Here is a 17,183-nt window from a genome sequence, read left to right on the forward strand (position 1 = left end):
TTTATTTGTGGATTTCAGAGGCTGTTGTCAGTAATATACTGTTATAAACCTGTTATCACAATCCGGTTTCAAAGCCGCTATTGTTCGCAGATCCAACCTTCTGCCCATCCTGACTTTTATCTGCTTGTGTCCCTTCTTCTTTCCCGGCCCCGGACGGACATCATTAAACCAAACCCTGCACAATGTAATCTCATGCTCCTGCGGAGGGATCGGGTTGAACCTTATATCTTCACTTGACTCAGCGATCAGGGATTTTTCATCCGGGGTATATTCATCGAGAGTTCATGCTGATGATCAGGATCCTGATCTGATACGAGTTGCAGACCTGGTAAACCGTCTGCTTGACTCCGTTGAACAACAGTGCGCCGGAAAGATGAGGGAAGCGGATGAGAACCGGTATCTGGCTGCATACTATGACCGGGAGATTCGCACTATTATTAATGAGGTCTCAAGGCTTGCAGAGGGTGAGATCGAGACTGCCATTCATGAACCCTCACCGGATCCCAGAATCAGGGATGCGCATGATCAGTGTGTTGCAGTAGGCAGATCCCTCGGGAAGATCAGAGAGTCACTCGTATCGCTTGAACATGACTCTTCTGCTATCTCCCGCCAGGTTGCGAATGGAGACCTGAAGAATACAATAGATATCAGAAAATATTCGGGCTGTTATCAGCAGATCGCCACTCATATAAATATGACTCTGACCTCTGTTGATACACCGTTCCGCGAAGCACTCCGGGTTGCCAGGCAGTATTCAGCCTACGATTTTTCAGCCCGGATTGATCCCTCTCTTCATGTTGCCGGTGACTGGCTTGAAGTAAAGACTGCGTTTGATACTATAGGTGAACAGATCGGTAATGCCTTCAACATGATCAACCGTCAGGTCATGGAACTCTCTGCAAATGCGGAGCAGGCTAATGCCAGTGTCCAGGAGGTAGCGAACAACTCTGAGCAGGTTGCCAAAAACTCTGACGCAGTATCTCAGAATACAGAGCAGAGTGACGCAGGGGTCAGGCAGGTACTCAGAGCGATGGAGGATCTCTCTGTCACTGTTGGTGAGGTCTCACAAAAGGCAGAGTCTGTCTCACGGATCGCCCAGGAATCAACTGTTCTCTCGAGGGAAGGATCAGAGTTCGCACGAAAGGCCGATGAGGGGATGGGAGTTATTACCCGGAATGCAGAAGAGGTTGACAGGGTCATCAGCGAGATCCAGCAGGAGATGAAGAAGATCAATGAGATCGTCAGGCTGATCACCGATATCGCGAACCAGACCAACCTGCTTGCCCTCAATGCAGCCATCGAGGCAGCCCGGGCCGGTGAGATGGGGCGTGGATTTGCTGTGGTTGCGTCAGAGGTGAAAGCCCTTGCCCTTGAGTCACGACAGTCTGCTGAGAAGATCACCGACATGATCGGTAACCTTCAGAAGAAGTCACAGATCGCAACCGATGCGGTTTCTGCAACTTCGACCGCAGTGAAAGATGGGAATGTGATGCTCTCAGATACCCTGCGTATCTTCGGACGCCTTGTCACTTCGGTTGAGGATATCTCATCTAACATCGAGCAGGTTGCCAGTATGAACGAGGAGCAGGCCGCTGCTGTCCAGGAGATCACGAGCAGCATGCACGAGGTCTCTGCCATGCTCAAGGATACCGCCAGAGAGGCTGTCGAGTCTGCTCATGCAACCGGTGAGACATCTGCTTCAGCAAACCAACTCAGGGTTATCGTCGACCAGGTAGCAGGCATTGCTGAGCAGGTCTCGGTCTCAATGGCACGATTCAGGCTGTAATCTCTCTTTTTTCTTCTTTTTTGGAGCATGCCTGTGTGTGATCACAGGCTATAAATGCTGATACACGATTCTGTTAGTACGGTACACGTCTTTGCTGGGGGTGGGGATGGATCTCGCGCAGTCAATACTGAAAGAACTGATCACGCTTCAGAGTAAAAACGAAGAACTCGCCAGAATAATCACCAAACTCGAGCATGAATCTGATATTATCATCAGGCAGTTTGAGACAAAGATAGAGGAACTGCAGAAGAGTCTCAAACACGAGCAGGATGATAAATCACGAGCTGCCAGGAGATATGACGCAGAAATTCATACGCTGGAGGAGGCGCGAGACGCGCTGATCAATGAGATCAGCGAAGTCAGGAATACCTTCCAGACCAGAGTGCATGGTCTTGAGGAGAAGATCCAGTTACAGGTCATCGACCTCGATGAAAAAGAGAAGGAATCTGCCGCTCTTCTCGAAGAGAAAGACAATCTGGCAGCGGTATATGATGAGAAGATCACCTCCCTGCAGATCAGTTTGGCAGATCAGGCTGCAGCTGCCCGGCATGAGCAGGATCTTCTCTCATCCCAGTCACGGGCACTTGCAGAGACCCTGAAACAGGATCGCGACCGGTTCACCTCTCTGGTGAAGAAGAAGGAAGAAGATCTTCATACCGCCGGAGAAGCCCTCAGGGCAATGGACCAGCGTCTCCATGAGTATGCAGACCGGGAGAAGGCTCTTGAAGAGCAGTCACGTGAGACTGTTGAGCATCTGCACCGTTTGATCAACACCGAACGTCAGATCAGGACCCGTGAGCTCAAGGAGCGGGATCTCCTTGAGAAAGGTCTTGAAGAGCAGTTGAGATCGAGTCGGCAGGCTCTGACCGATCTTGAAAACCGGTACAAAGAGGATACCGGCAGTGCTGCCCAGGAGATCGAACGACTTCAGAACATTTTTTCAGATGAGAGCGTGGCGCGGCGGCGGTTTGAACAAGAGAACCTGATTCTTTCTGATCGTCTCACTGCTTTGGAGAAAGAGTATGATGAGAAGCTGGCCGGGTTTAGATCCGAGTTTTTACTAGAGAAGGAGAGTCTCCTTGATCAGGTCAACAGGCTGCACGAAGAACTACAGTCAGTAGCTGATTCTCATACCCTGGGTATCAGAGCCAGGGACGAAGAGATCTCTTCTCTCATCAAACTAAGGAACGAACTGCAGGATTCACTCCGGACTACTGCAGAAGAGAACCAACAGGTGCAGGATGAACTTGCGAAAACAATCCTGCAGCATGGGGACGTAAAGGCCCGGCTTGAGCAGGCAGTAAGTTCTGCCGAGTCAGAAGTGGCACACCTCCAGAGCCGCATTGGTGATCTGGAGAGATCCCTCAGACAGGAGAATGAACACCTTGTCAGGGAGATAGCAGAGGAGAAGAAGAGATCTGCAGAGACTGAACTGACATATCTGAATGAGATCGCCTGTGCCAGGAATGAGCTGGAAGAGCTTGGCGCTGAGCGGGATCACCTGTTATCTGAGAGCCGGGTCCGGGACGATTATTTCCGCGATGAGATCAGCGGACTTCATCAGGAACTTGCAGATCTCCAGGCAACCTCCAGAGCACAGGAAGAGGCTCTCCGAAATGATATCGCACTTCGTGAACGTCAGATTCTGGATTTATTCACCAATAATGAGGCATTACGTGCCGAGATCGACCGGGTGAGACATCAGTACATCAAGCTCCAGGAGACGATCAGGGCCGAGAAGGATGAGTCTGTTCACGCTCTCTACCGTGAGATCACAACACTCGAAGGAAAGCTGGCAGGCCGCGATCGTGAAATTGCTACCCTGTCTGAGAATAATCTCCGCCTCGATGCGGAGAATACAAGGTTGATTCAGCAGGTCTCACCTGAACCACCTGTTGCTGCTTTACCTTCTCCAGTTGTTGCATCAGAACCTGTATCCCCCCAGGTTACTGAAACTGCTCCTGATCCCGGTGATCCAAGAAGAAAGGAGGTTCTTACTCTTGCCACTGAACTGGAGGATCCTGCCATGGCACCAGATGCGGCAGCCAAACTTGCTGCAATGGGGCACGGCATTGTTGATCACCTGATCCCGCTGCTTCACACCGGCTCGATCCAGCGGCGGGTCTGGATAGCGGTGGTTCTCTACGAGATCAATGATAACCGGGCAACCCTGCCCCTGATGAGACTCCTTGAAACACCAAAAGTGCATTTCAGGGAACTCATCTGGGAAGCGAAGAACCAGTACCGCACCAGAATACGTTCCGGGGCGGCACCTGGAGAACCAGTCGTGCGTCAGGGTCTTATGGGACCCGGGTTCTGATTCTTCTCTCTGTATTTTTCCTTTTCTCTCGCGTTCTCGTATGAACCTTCTTATCCTGTTTAAAACGCGAAGTTGAATGCAAGAAGTGCAGCGATGATCAGGATACAACTATGCTTGACACCTGCCTTTATCGATGATTCTCCCATCATGCCTGCGATAAGGCCTGAAAAAAAACCCTGCACCAGACAGGTGTGATACAGAAGTCGATCTATAGTAACCATTGAGAGAGTTCCTACGTTGGCGAGTGGCCCTGCCATTGAGAGTCCTTCTTTGCTCTGGTTTGCCAGCACAGTCAGGAACTGGGTGGTAATGACTCCTATTACGAAGATGAAGACAAAAAATGAGAGGTATACGATTGCGGTATAGATGAACATCTCAGAAAGCCGGTCACGTTTCAGGATCTCGCTCATCCGTGCATCTGCAGCAGCAATCCTGAGCAGATCTGCAATGGAGCTGCTCATCGTTGATGCCTTGGTGATGAGGGTGACTGTCCTGGCAATCAGAGCTGTTCTTACTCTGAGCTCAAACCTGATCAGGGCATCACTGAAGTTTGCTCCCCAGAGAATATCACGCTGAATGTGCTGGATCTCGTATGCAAGGAGCCCGAGGTTTGCCCTGGCCATGATGGTGATCGACTGGGTCAGGGTAAGCCCGACCTCGTTGATGCCTGCCATCCGGTCAAGAAAGTCAGGGATAAGTGCCTCCATCCCCCTGATCCGGTTGCTCCATATTGTAAAGAAGACAGCATACGGTATCATGATGATGAGCAGGGCAACCATGCACATGTCGTCCACTGCCATGATCGTGTCATCGAATGTCCCTGGCGGGACATGCAGGAATACCCAAACCAGGAAGATCACTGCAATCGGGACTGAAAAGACAAATGAGTACTCAGGTTTCTCAATAAATCCCTTCATGGGATGGGCGAGCCATTTTTTAACGTACCTGAACTGGTCAAACCTGGCAATTGCTGCAAAGAGTCTCTCTTCGCCAGTCATCTCCCGGACCCGCACATCTGTGTACTGGTTCAGCCATTTGGCTTTGACATATCTTACCGCGTTCTCATCCTTGATCGAGATGGTGTCAATCATCAGGATGAAGATCAGCGATCCTATCGGAAGCACGATGTACCCGATCAGCGAGAGTTCAAAGACCGATGAAGAGCCCATCATGCCCATTACAACCATGATGGTGATCAGAAAGAGCGGCCCTGCGATGAATACCGTTACATAAATCTCGCCGACAAGGCCTAGGAACTGAAGAAACTCCTTCTGTTCGAACTTGGCCTCTTCCTGAAGTATATGCACCCGGTCCTGCAGGAACTGCGAAAGATCTCCACCGCTCTCCACTGTTGAGAGCATATCCTGCAGAAAATCACGCATCTTCTGCGAGGGGGTGGTCTCACTCAGGTGCCTGACAGCACTCACGACATCATAGCCAAAGAACTCTGCATCACGGACAACCTGCCTGAACTCGTATGAAACCTCGCCATATATGGCAGCCATCTCTGAAAGAGACTTAAGGATCTCGAGCAATTCAGCCCCTCCCCTGCGCATTGCATACATGTATGCAACCGCATTATGCAGGCCGACATTGATCTTGGTCGTCCTCGTCATCTTCTCAAGAGAAGGATAGGCAAGGACAGCCTTGTACCCGATAATTCCACCGACAAAAAAGACTGCAAACGCAATGATGAGCTGGACAGCCAGCATAATCGGAAGATTCGGGTTGCTCGCGTTAAGGTCCAGATTTAAAACATTGTATAACTCAGGCTTAAGTCCGAAATTTGAAATAAAAAGAAGGGATGCAAGAAAAAAACCAATGAGGCCTGCGACAATCCCGGTCATCAGGCCGATAAACAGGGCCTGACGTACATACTGTTCAACTGTAACTCCAGCTCTTATCGAGTTGAGATCTTTTCTGACCGGGATGAAACTATCGGGGTTTCGTGCGATCCATCGTCTTACGATAAGATCTGTTCTCATGAGGCGATCCTGTCCAGATCTTTGATGTTATCCAGGACCCGCTGTGAATCGATGTAATAAGCCTGGATAATCTTGGTGAACCTGATATAGTCACGAAGATCCTGATCCTTTATTGCATTCAGGACTATCTTGCGACGCTCCATCTCTTCAAGAAGGGCTTCTTTGCTCCACCCATGAAGTGTTGAGATGTCTCCCAGAACCTGGGATCTGCCGGTATACCGGAAAGAGTCAGTCAATGGATCGTACTCAAACACGGTGTTAACCATGATGTTACCTGTCGCCGGATCAATTCCAGCAATCTCGACGATCTCCTCACTTCTTCTGACACGATCGGGTCCGATCTGTATCTGTTTCTGGATGCTCAGGATATTTAATGCCTGAAGCATGTTCCGTGGCACATTCAGTGGTTCATTCTCCAGCCGGTGAATTGCCGCATCCACACTTCCTGCATGCATTGTGGAGAACGTGGTATGCCCCGTATTCATCGCCTGGAAGAGGGTCTGCGCCTCATGCCCACGGACCTCACCGACAAGAATGTACTCAGGCCGCTGACGCATTGCTGCCTTGAGCAGCATGAACATATCAACAGATGTCCCTCCCTCGGCAACAGAGTCACGGGTGATACTTGCAATCCAGTTCTCATGGAAGAGTGTCAGTTCCCGGGTATCCTCTATCGAGATAACCTTTGCAAGAGGTGGAATGAAGAGCGAAACCGCGTTGAGTGATGTCGTCTTTCCTGAAGCCGTCCCGCCGATGAAGACAAGACTCATGTTATTCTCGATAGCCATCCAGAAGTAGGCGAGCATATCGGTATTGAACGTCTTGAGTTCCATCAGGTCGATGGGAGTGAACGGCTGTTCACGGAACTTCCTGATTGTGAACGATGTCCCTCGTGATGTGACTTCTGTCCCGAAGGTGAGTTGCAGACGCGATCCCTCAGGGAGGGTGGCATCGATGAGCGGGGATGCTGATGAGATATGTTTTCCTGACCTCTGTGCAAGCGTGATTGCGAGAGATACCAGTGCCTCAGTCTCAAACTGGATATTTGTCTTGATGTTCTGTTCTTTGCGGTGGAACAGAAAGATCGGGATGTTATCCCCGTCGCAGGAGATATCTTCGATCCATGGATCCATCATCAGGGCGTTGATGCGGCCCCAGCCGATATAGTTCCTGACCAGGAAATACTCTATCTTGAATAGTGACTTCTGATCGATGGAGACTCCGTAATAGTTCAGGAGTTCCATCACCTTTGTGAGAAGGAGAAATCTCCTGTCCATTCCGATCTCTTCATCGGTGAGGATCAGGACATCACGGAGATCTTCATGAAGCCGTTCAAGCAGTTCGTACTCGAACGGGGATAAGGCAGGTTCGTAAAGCAGATACTCCTTCATCCGTGACTTTGTGTTGAGGGCAATATACACAAGGGCACGTCCCGGATCTGCCCAATACTCCCTGATCAGGTCATATCCCACAGGAACGTCAGCGTCGACAAGTGATCCGTGTTTTTCAAAATTATACTCCTCGATGCCTGATTTTCTGGCTAATGAAAATTTTCTCAGGAGTTTATTGGAGTAGTTGAGATCCCGGCTCTCTTTATCAGTACCCAGGGATTTTTTTAGTTCTTTCTGAGTTACTACAACCGGCTCTTCCGGCTTCTGAAGAAGTGGTCCGATCTTGATACGGGTAACCTTTCCTGACTGCGGGCTTTCTGTAACAGGGCTCTTTAAGGGTTTTAATTTCAGTGGGATGGATGCAACCTTTGCAATTTCCTCCCCCTTCTTCTGTTTTGGTTCTGTGGGTTTTTCGGCAGGTTTTCTTCCAAGTGAGATATGGGGGACCTTAATGGTGATGGTCTTTCTCTTCTTCTGCCCGCCCGGGTTTTTGCTTACCCCACCGTTATCCTGCTCTTTTCCAGCCCCCACCATGATATTGCCTTCTGATGTGACTCCCCATTCACATCATATATATTGAGTGAATGATATGTCATCATCAGATAAAAACGCTGAGGGATTACCTGTGTAAACAAGGAAGAAAGAGTATAAGTATAATCATGAAAGACTACTCATAAACGGGATTTTTCTGGAGAGCAGATGTATACTGAAATAAATCGCTATATGCCCACTGGTCTTTCCACGCTCGATCCGGTTTTTGGAGGCGGTGTTCCTCCTGGCTCTGTTATCCTGTTAAAGGGTGAAATTGGGTCCGGGAAGATCGAGTTTGCATATACCTCCCTCATCTATCTCTCCCTGATTATGGCGCGGGGTTCTTCTGACAAAAAGGTGCTCATTCCTGCTGATATCAGGTATATTACTGTCACCAAGATGCGTGAGGATATTCTTAGGGAGATTGAGCAGTCATTCTCCCCTGATCTGCTCACAAATATCGACAAAGTCCAGTTTGATGATCTCTCTGATATCTACTTTGATTCAAGTCTTGTACCGATTGGGTGGTACTCAGATTATGAAGATATTATCGAGCGGATGGAAAAAAGGCGGAAGATCCACGACAGTGTTCTATCCACACTTTCAGATATGCTCTCCGATATTCCGAAGGAGAGCATGGTCACTATCGACTCTCTTACTGAACTTGCTACCCAGCATATCGCAGCCGGGACATGGCCTGATCTCACGGCATTTCTTCGCGGACTTCAGCGGGTTGCAAAAAAATGGAACACTACTTTTTATCTCATCCTGACAAAAGGCATCCTGAATCAGTGGCAGGAGACAGAGGTTGCCGATGCTGTTGATGCGGTTATTCATTTCAGATGGGAAGAGTCATCAACGGCAAAGCGTCAGCGTGTTCTCTATTTTGAAAAATTCCGTGGCGTGATGATCCATCTTGAAGACCGTGAGATGGTCAAGTTTGCTGTACGGATTACCGCTGGACGCGGATTTGAGGTCAGTAACATCAGGGTGATTATATGAGGGCAGATCGGATTTCCTTCGGCATCAAAGGTCTGGATGAGATGCTGTCCGGAGGGCTCATTCCTGGGACGGTAGCCTCGGTAATAGGCCAATATGGGTGCGGCAAAACAAACTTTGCACTCTACTTCCTTTGGGCCGGTCTTCTCAATGGTGAGAATGTTATCCATATTACTCTTGAAGAACGAACGAGCAGGATTGAGTACTATATGAGGGATAAAGGGTGGGATATCTCTCCATACCTGGGAAAATCGCTCACTATTGTAAATCTTGACCCATCAGACTTCAATCTCGCAATTAACAGTGTAAAAAATGAGCTTCCTGAACTGATCAGACGCAAAGGGGCACACCGGGTTACCATTGATCCGGTATCCCTGTTTGAAGACTTGTTTGACAATGACGCTACCAGAAGGCGGGAGATGATGCGTTTCCTTGATCGTCTTCGCGATCTCAACTGTACATCTCTTCTCACAAGTGAGGCAGATAAGGAGAACCAGTTCTCAAGCAGGTACAACCTGATCGAGTATCTGAGTGATACCGTAATTCTACTACGATATGCACGGGGTGATGCAGTATCTGATATTCATCTTGCTATAGAAGTCATCAAGATGAGGATGTCTGCCCACTCCCGTGAGGTCAAACCATATGAGATTCTCAAGGAGTCGATGATGGTTTATACCGAGGCGAATGTCTTCTGAACTGCTGGTGAATATTTATTACCTGATTATCATTATTACTCAGTATGCGATTACTCATTCCACTCCTTTGTCTGGTGCTTATCCTTTTTACCGCCGGCTGTACACAACATCAAACCGGTACGGCTCCAGCCTCCCCGGCACAGAAAGACTCAAATGCTGTAGGATCCCAGCAGGCTCTTGAATCATACCCGGCCCCTCCGGAAGATAACGCGGTAACAGCCCAGATCAACGAGAAGGATCAGGCTGATAAGACAATTCAGGTGTTCTTCTCAGGAGGTAAAGGTCAGAAGATGGTGAGGAGCTCCTGGATCAAGATTCAACGGGGTGATGGAAGTGTGGAACGGTTTGAGCTCCCTCCAAAGGCACAGAGCGAGGTTGTACTGAAAGGGACCGATGGGGAGGACCAGGTGAGGGTGTATGCCGAGTATTATGACGGACAGATCTACCAGATCGCTGACAAGTCACTCCGCATGCGGCAGCGGCTTTGATGGGTCTGATGAAGCTACAAAATTATTGTGATTCCCTGCTCCAATCCTATTATTTTGGTACCCATGCGGTTGGCAGGAGAATATTGTAAGCATGGATCTGCGATGGCGGGAGATTACCTCCCAGCGGAACAGTTTTGCTGCCCTCTATGCTGCCTGTGAGATTCATGGGTATCATCTTATCTCCTCTCCCATAGCAGGGGGAGACATCACCCTCTACAGTCTCAACTCGATCCAGGCTCCTGGTTATCTTGATGAGATTGCGAACGCTCCATGTGTAACGATCGTCGGCGGACCCCATGCCACCGCCTGCTATGAGGATCTGGTTGATGTTGCTGATTATGTCGTGGTGGGCGAGGGAGAGTTTACCGTTCCAAGACTCCTGGATCGTATCGAGCACAATCTCTCTCCGCCACCGGGTGTTGCAACACGAAACGGATACATCCCTGTTGATCACTCGGTGATCCCAGATGCATATCCGAGCTTTAGTGAGTACAAAGGGTACATCGAGATCTCCAGGGGATGCCCATATGCCTGCCAATACTGCCAGACTCCTTGTATATTCGGCCACCGGATGCGTCACCGGAGTCTTGATGCGATCAGGGATCTAGCGAAACATTTCAAACAGATCAGACTGGTGACTCCGAATGCCTTGGCATATGGATCTGATGGAAGACATCCACGACTTGAGAAGGTGGAACGTCTTATGTCCTGCCTTACGGCAGATAGAGAACGCGAACTTTACTTTGGTACATTTCCCAGTGAGATAAGACCTGAGTGGATCACCGGGGAGTCAGTGGAACTGATCCGGACCTTCTGTGATAACAGAAAACTCCACATCGGTGTGCAGTCAGGGAGCGATGCTGTCCTCTCCCGGCTCCATCGTGGTCATTCCTGCGCTGATGCGCTATCTGCACTCGATCATATACGTGCGGGAGGACTTGTACCGGTGGTGGATGTTATCCTTGGGTTTCCTGATGAGACCGAAGAAGAGCAGGAAGAGACCGTCCGACTTGTCCGTGAAGTGTGTAAATCAGGGTTTGTTCACGCACACCGGTTTATTCCGCTTCCCGGGACACCACTTGCAGGAACACAGTCCACCCCTGTCATTCCTGAAGCAGAGGCGGTCCTGGGATCGCTTGCCCTTGCCGGAAAAGTTACCGGTTCGTGGAACGACCCTGAGTTAAGATTTTTTAGACGGGTTCCATATTAGTACTCATGTTGAAAGCGCTCCTGCTTGCAGATCTGCACGGTGAATACGGGATGATCGAGTCCTTCATGGAACTCGCTCCTGATGTCGTATTCATCGCAGGGGATATCACCAATATGGGAACTGCCAAGGATGTTGATACCTGTTTTTCACGTATCGATGTCCCGAGTTTCTCGGTCCCGGGGAACTGCGATCCCAAAGAGGTTTTAGATGCCCTTGAGCGTTCCAGCAGCGTGAACCTTCATGGTTCGACAATGAACCTCGGTATGATATCCCTTGTTGGTATCGGCGGCTCTAATCCCACTCCTTTTGGGACTCCTTTTGAGCTTACTGATAAGCAGATAGACGATCTGCTCAAAAATTCAGTTAGTAAGATGGAGAAGGCTACCCATAATGTTCTCATCTCTCATGCACCACCACAGGGCATCCTTGATGAGATCGGGGGTAATCATGTCGGGTCTGCAACCGTGAAGAAGTATGTAGATAAATTTGATCTGATCTGCTGTGCTCATGTGCATGAGCAGCGGGGCATCTATGAAGCAGACGGTATCAAGGCAGTAAACCCAGGCCCGGCTGCCATGGGTAATTGTGCCATGATCCACTTTGGCGAAGACGCAAAAGATATCGAGATAAAACTTCTCAACGTGTAGAGAGGAGGAGTTCTAGATAAGAGAGGGTTATCCTCTCTCCGGTCACTCCCATTTTTCTGGCTGTCTCGTCGACGCGTGCGGCTGCTTTTTCTGCATTATTGTCGCTGATAAGTTCTATCTCAACAAAATCTCCAAGCCCCTCCACCTGATCGAGGGAGATGGTGAAGTCCTGGTACTTGTAATACTCCCGCCGCTTGCGGACGACTGCAACCATTACGAAACTGAGGCGGGTGATTATTGTATCAAAACTCTTCGGGTCTGCGATGTCTAGGTTTATCTCTTCCCTGACTTTTGATCCAAGGATCGTGTCCTTTGGTCCTTTGTATGTGACTGTTGTTTTTACCCCTGTCTCCCTGAGGCGCAATGCTTCATCAGTCACACCGAAGTCCCGGTGAGGAGCATTATAGTATGAGTCATGTTCGGTAAGGGTCTCGGTGAGGACTCCACCGGACGCGATTACCTTTTCTCTGACCGCTTTGATGTCCGGAACCCGGACCTTAATCTCGATCTCCAGCATTATCCTACCTTTTATCTATATGGCTCCCCATTTAATAAAGGAACCAAGAATGCCTGTCAAAGAAGGAGACTTTATAAAAATCAGCTATACCGGACGCAGTTTCGGGATGGTCTTTGATACAACCAGCGAGGCAGAAGCACGTGAATCCGGCACCTTTGATGAGAACAAGAAGTACGAGCCGGTGATCGTATGCACAGGCAAACAGCAGATCCTTCTGGGTCTTGATGAGGCTGTCATAGGGAAAGAGCCAGGGGATGAAGGCACCATTGAGATCCCACCGGAGAAGGCTTTCGGGGAGCGGGAGCAGGAACTGATGCGCTCGTACGAGAAGAAGGTCTTCAAGGAGAAGCCTGCTGTCGGCATGCGGGTCAATATCCCGAACACTGGTGAAGGGACTGTTGTCAAGATGATCGGAAACCGTGTGCTGGTTGATTTTAATCATCCGCTCGCCGGTCAGACCCTGAGCTATTCATTCAAGATCGAAGGATTTGTTGAGGATCCGGCCGAGCAGATCAAGGGTCTGATAAGTATCTTCTCAGGGCTTGACACCAGTGTCACTCTTGAGAGTGGTGTTGCAAAGATTGATCTTCCTGCCGGTGTTTACTCATACAGCAGGCGCTTTGTTAGCAGCAAGCCCTATATCACCGTCTCTGTCTTTGATCTGGTAAGCGGTGTAGAAGAGATTCAGTACATCGAGAAGTATCCGAAACCTGAAAAGAAGACTGAAGAGAAGAAGGAATAATCCTTTTTCCTGATACGATATTACTCTTTTTTCGAGACTACCGTTGCCTTCTGGATGACGATGTCTTCCTTTGGCCGGTCGTTTCTGTCTGTCTTGACTTTGGAGATTGCATCGACTATGTCCATCCCGCTGACAACTTTACCGAATACCGGATGATTCTTGTCAAGGTAGTTGTTGTTCACCAGGTTGATGAAGAACTGACTTCCTCCGGTGTTTGGTCCTGCATTTGCCATAGAGATCGTTCCCCTGTCATTCCGGTTGTCTGCAGTGAACTCATCGCGTATCGTGTATCCCGGGCCGCCGGTTCCGGTTCCCTTCGGACATCCTCCCTGGACCATGAACTTGTCGATGACCCGGTGGAAGATGATTCCATCATAGAATCCTTCTGAGACCAGTTTTACAAAATTGCCCGTTGTTATTGGGCGGTTTTCAAAAAGTTCTATCAGGATATCGCCCTTGTTTGTTGAAAACTGGACCCTGGTAGGTTCTGCCATACATACTGGTTAACCCTTGGTGGTGATAGGTTCTCTGATCCTGATGGCATGAAAATGATCTGCGTTTCACCAGCCTGGAGCCGATGTTCTCCTCATGTTGTTTTCTGCAAATCCGGCGGGTGATAAAGATATAATAATATTTATATTATGTGAAGAATATGATCTTCTATATATCGCGTTCTGATTGTACCTGTGTGAAACCTCTGTCCTGAAGTGTCAGGTGTGGGATATGAGGGAGAAAAACGGGCATGATCAGGGTTGAACTGATGTGGGGAGTAAAAAATGGGAAAGAAAAACCTTAATGGGTTAGTTGTATGTTTATTGGTGGCCATTACATCTTTTGTTTTGATTGGAGCTGCTGCAGGAGATGTCGGTATTGAGGCTTTCAGTGACTGTAAGGTAAATGTTTCAATTTCTGATAACTTGACTTTTAATTTTACTAATTGGTCACCTATTACAAAAGGGTATACTATCCGCGATGTGTTACCTCTTCAGTCTGGTTATCTGATGTCTGACAATTATACTTGGTTATTGTATAAAGGGTCTAATAAATATGTTGATCAATTCTCAACAACAGATAATTATACTACATTTACTTTTGATACACCTGAAGTATATCGGTTATATTATAATGCAACAAATTACACTTATGTCCCGTGTGTCAATTCTAAATATGTTGTCATAAATGCTTTATTCCCCATTAATGGTTCGATTAACCAGACCGGACCTACGGTAAATTGGCAGGCTGCATTCAAATATAATCTGTCGGATAATAGTTCTTTACCAAACACATTGGACTGGAATTTTGGTGATGGGAATGTTACAAACGGTGTCGGCTATCCTGTTACAATCCCTCATAGGTTCCCTTATTCCTCACCGACAACAACAAAAACGTATCCTGTCAGTGTAACCGCAAAAAATAGCACTCCTTCAATATTCTCTGATAATTATACAACTCTTGCCGTAACAGTATACCCCCCACCGGTATCTAATTTCACGATAACGGACAATTTTACCGGTAATGTAATAACCCAGGGTCCTGCTCCAGTTAAAGCGAACCTGAATTTTGGGTCTTGGACTTTTGATACCTATTCTGGATCTGGCCTGATTTCAAGATGGAATATCTCAAACAGTAGTGGATTTGAATTAAATTCTTCAGACAATTTCACTCACATATTCAATAATCCTGGAATTTATACAATAGAACAGAATACGAGTACTGAATATGGTTCTAACTTATCAAGTAAGGTTCTTTTAGTTTACGACAATATTACTTCCAATTTTACACCAGTTCAATATAGATGTGCAGCATTCCCTGCCAATGTTACCTTCAGGGATAACTCAACTGGCAGTAACAGAGATAAATTCACTTGGACTTATGATGATGGAACACAAGATGTTAATTTAACGACAAATTGGACGAATCACACATATTATCAGCCCGGTAGATATAATCTCACAATGTGGGCTTGGAATAACACCTTTGGGATCTGGAATCAGTCTAGTCAATTTGTAAATATTACTGGATTATATGCAAACTTCACTGCCGATCCTTGGACTCGGACAATAAACCGTGGGGATGCTGCTGTTTTTAATTTCAGCGATAATTCAACAGGGACCGATCTTGACACAATTTATACATGGGAACTTGAACCAGGTATCAAGGAGCACAAGACCGGTGTAAGTTATCAGTACTTTAGGAATGGCACTTACAATGTCAGCCTTACTGTGTCCAATCCAGTATGTGGTGTTTCAAACACTTCTGTAAAACAGGTCACGGTATATGAACACTTGAATGCTAATATGACCTATTCGCCAAAATGTGGTACCTTCCCTCTTAATGTCACATTCTCTGATAATTCTACAGATACTCCATTTGTCTGGCTTTGGAAATTCTATGACTTAAACGGTAATCGTGTGGCACCTGATGGGGAAGGACGAACAGTTACTCACCAGTATGCATCAGAAGGTACCTATCTCGTGCAAATGACAGCTATGAATGCCCAGCATGAGAATGTGAATGACAAGGAATTTTATATTACTCTTGATTACTGTCTCCAGGCTAACTTTACCGCTAACCAGACCCGGGGATACTATCCATTCACAGTGAACTTTACCGACACGTCAACCCCACAGTCATCAGTTAACACCCGGACCTGGAACTTTGCTGACCAGACTTCGGGATCCGGGGCATCAGAGATTCACACCTTCAACCAGAAAGGTACTTACAATGTTTCTCTGACTGTCACAAACACTTCTAGTGGAATGACCCGGGTCGCAAACAAAACCATCGAGGTCGGCAGCCCGGTGTTTGCAAACTTTACGCCGAACGGCACATCTGTAGTACCGGTCAATGCATCAATGGTTGTCAAGTTCAGTGACCTCTCCGCTCCACAGTCTGATATCACCAACTGGGACTGGAATTTTGATGATTCTCTACCCAATGACACAAACAAGAGCCCGTACCATCAGTTCACTTCCGAAGGCTGGCACAACGTCACCCTGAATGTGAGCAACCCGTACTATGGTGCGTGGAATGTCTCGCGGGCCAGGATCAACGTTAGTGTCCAGAAGGCCCCTGAAGCAAGTTTCACCGTAACTCCGGAGGTTGCCAACCGGTTTGAGAGAGTGACGTTTGTTGATACATCAAAAGGAGAATCGATCAATGGCTGGTACTGGCAGTTTGGAGATGGAAATACCTCAACTGGTACACCTGTGGTAAATTATTATCAGAATGCCGGGACATATGTGGTAAACCTGACAGTTACCAACCCGTATGGGAATGGAACTGCATCAAATACAGTCCGTATTAAGGGTCCGGTGTATGCTGACTTTGTGACTGATCCATCCGGGGAATGGGGAGTAATTAATCAGCCTATCACCTTCATTGACACATCAAAAGGTCAGCCCATTCACTGGATCTGGAACTTTGGTGACGGTAACTCAACGACTACCGATACATCGTCAATCACTCACACATATACTTCAACAGGATCATATACGGTGAATATGACTGGCACGAACTGGGATGGACAGTCAGGATCAGCAGTAAAGACACTTCAGATTGAGAACAAATCAAAACCAAAAGATGTGAACTTCGGGGCTGCAGGGAAGCGATACAGCGGTACTCATCCGTTCACCGTCCAGTTCGAGGACTACACTCCGAACCAGTCAAATGTGACTGAGTGGTACTGGGACTTTGGTGACCGTTCCAACTCGTTCAACACAACTCCGGTTGCACCGTCACATACCTACGTAAATCCAGGTGAGTACACTGTCATTCTCTCGGTGAAGAACGATATGGGAGTAAACGAGAAGACTCGTGTTGCATATGTGGTTGTGGTGTGATATCAGAGAAATCAATATCTGAATATC

13 protein-coding genes are annotated in these 17,183 nt (G+C 47.9%); 9 read left to right on the top strand and 4 right to left on the bottom strand.

The features are described from left to right. Window positions 1–214 precede the first annotated feature (214 nt). Both ACHZA2_RS15015 and ACHZA2_RS15020 read left to right on the top strand, forming a co-directional pair. Window positions 215–1,786, top strand: a complete 1,572-nt coding sequence (locus tag ACHZA2_RS15015) for a methyl-accepting chemotaxis protein (protein ID WP_319580376.1) — start codon at window positions 215–217, stop codon at window positions 1,784–1,786. Between the two features lie 106 nt (window positions 1,787–1,892). Beyond that, on the top strand, window positions 1,893–4,106 hold the full coding sequence (locus tag ACHZA2_RS15020; protein WP_319580377.1) for a hypothetical protein: 2,214 nt from the start codon (window positions 1,893–1,895) through the stop codon (window positions 4,104–4,106). A gap of 59 nt (window positions 4,107–4,165) precedes the next feature. Here the strand turns inward: ACHZA2_RS15020 and ACHZA2_RS15025 are convergent, their stop codons facing one another. Together ACHZA2_RS15025 and ACHZA2_RS15030 are read right to left on the bottom strand one after the other, a co-directional pair. After that, window positions 4,166–6,091: a type II secretion system F family protein gene (locus tag ACHZA2_RS15025; RefSeq protein ID WP_319580378.1), complete on the bottom strand. Its 1,926-nt coding sequence runs from the start codon at window positions 6,089–6,091 to the stop codon at window positions 4,166–4,168. Continuing rightward, window positions 6,088–8,016, bottom strand: coding sequence for a type II/IV secretion system ATPase subunit (locus ACHZA2_RS15030; RefSeq protein WP_319580379.1), 1,929 nt, complete (start codon window positions 8,014–8,016; stop codon window positions 6,088–6,090). Before ACHZA2_RS15030 ends, ACHZA2_RS15025 begins: the two co-directional genes overlap by 4 nt. A 165-nt stretch (window positions 8,017–8,181) precedes the next feature. Here ACHZA2_RS15030 and ACHZA2_RS15035 point away from each other — a divergent pair, with 165 nt between their 5' ends. The 5 genes from ACHZA2_RS15035 to ACHZA2_RS15055 all read left to right on the top strand — a co-directional run bounded on the left by ACHZA2_RS15035 (window position 8,182) and on the right by ACHZA2_RS15055 (window position 12,055). Next, on the top strand, window positions 8,182–9,015 hold the full coding sequence (locus tag ACHZA2_RS15035; protein WP_319580380.1) for an RAD55 family ATPase: 834 nt from the start codon (window positions 8,182–8,184) through the stop codon (window positions 9,013–9,015). Beyond that, window positions 9,012–9,710 (top strand): KaiC domain-containing protein, encoded by a 699-nt coding sequence (locus tag ACHZA2_RS15040; RefSeq protein WP_319580381.1) that lies wholly within the window; start codon window positions 9,012–9,014, stop codon window positions 9,708–9,710. The genes ACHZA2_RS15035 and ACHZA2_RS15040 overlap by 4 nt, the downstream gene beginning before the upstream one ends. A 44-nt stretch (window positions 9,711–9,754) precedes the next feature. Beyond that, a complete protein-coding gene (locus tag ACHZA2_RS15045) occupies window positions 9,755–10,198 on the top strand; it encodes a hypothetical protein (RefSeq protein ID WP_319580382.1) in 444 nt (147 codons plus the stop codon). Between the two features lie 91 nt (window positions 10,199–10,289). Further along, window positions 10,290–11,408: a TIGR04013 family B12-binding domain/radical SAM domain-containing protein gene (locus ACHZA2_RS15050; protein WP_319580383.1), complete on the top strand. Its 1,119-nt coding sequence runs from the start codon at window positions 10,290–10,292 to the stop codon at window positions 11,406–11,408. A 5-nt stretch (window positions 11,409–11,413) separates the two neighbouring features. After that, window positions 11,414–12,055 (top strand): metallophosphoesterase, encoded by a 642-nt coding sequence (locus ACHZA2_RS15055; protein ID WP_319538062.1) that lies wholly within the window; start codon window positions 11,414–11,416, stop codon window positions 12,053–12,055. Here the strand turns inward: ACHZA2_RS15055 and cyaB are convergent. After that, window positions 12,045–12,572, bottom strand: coding sequence for a class IV adenylate cyclase (gene cyaB, locus ACHZA2_RS15060; protein WP_319580384.1), 528 nt, complete (start codon window positions 12,570–12,572; stop codon window positions 12,045–12,047). The genes ACHZA2_RS15055 and cyaB overlap by 11 nt on opposite strands. Window positions 12,573–12,621: 49 nt before the next feature. Between cyaB and ACHZA2_RS15065 the strand changes: the two genes are divergently transcribed. Continuing rightward, window positions 12,622–13,314: a peptidylprolyl isomerase gene (locus ACHZA2_RS15065; protein ID WP_319580385.1), complete on the top strand. Its 693-nt coding sequence runs from the start codon at window positions 12,622–12,624 to the stop codon at window positions 13,312–13,314. Between the two features lie 20 nt (window positions 13,315–13,334). Here ACHZA2_RS15065 and ACHZA2_RS15070 read toward each other — a convergent pair whose 3' ends face one another. Further along, on the bottom strand, window positions 13,335–13,808 hold the full coding sequence (locus ACHZA2_RS15070) for a peptidylprolyl isomerase (RefSeq protein ID WP_319538059.1): 474 nt from the start codon (window positions 13,806–13,808) through the stop codon (window positions 13,335–13,337). A 507-nt stretch (window positions 13,809–14,315) separates the two neighbouring features. On the opposite strand from ACHZA2_RS15070, the gene ACHZA2_RS15075 reads away from it, so the two are divergent. After that, the gene (locus ACHZA2_RS15075) at window positions 14,316–17,156 is read left to right on the top strand and encodes a PKD domain-containing protein (RefSeq protein ID WP_394698601.1); all 2,841 of its coding nucleotides are present in this window, start codon (window positions 14,316–14,318) and stop codon (window positions 17,154–17,156) included. The last annotated feature ends 27 nt before the right edge of the window (window positions 17,157–17,183 follow it).

It is taken from the genome of uncultured Methanospirillum sp., assembly GCF_963668415.2.
Lineage (GTDB): Archaea > Halobacteriota > Methanomicrobia > Methanomicrobiales > Methanospirillaceae > Methanospirillum.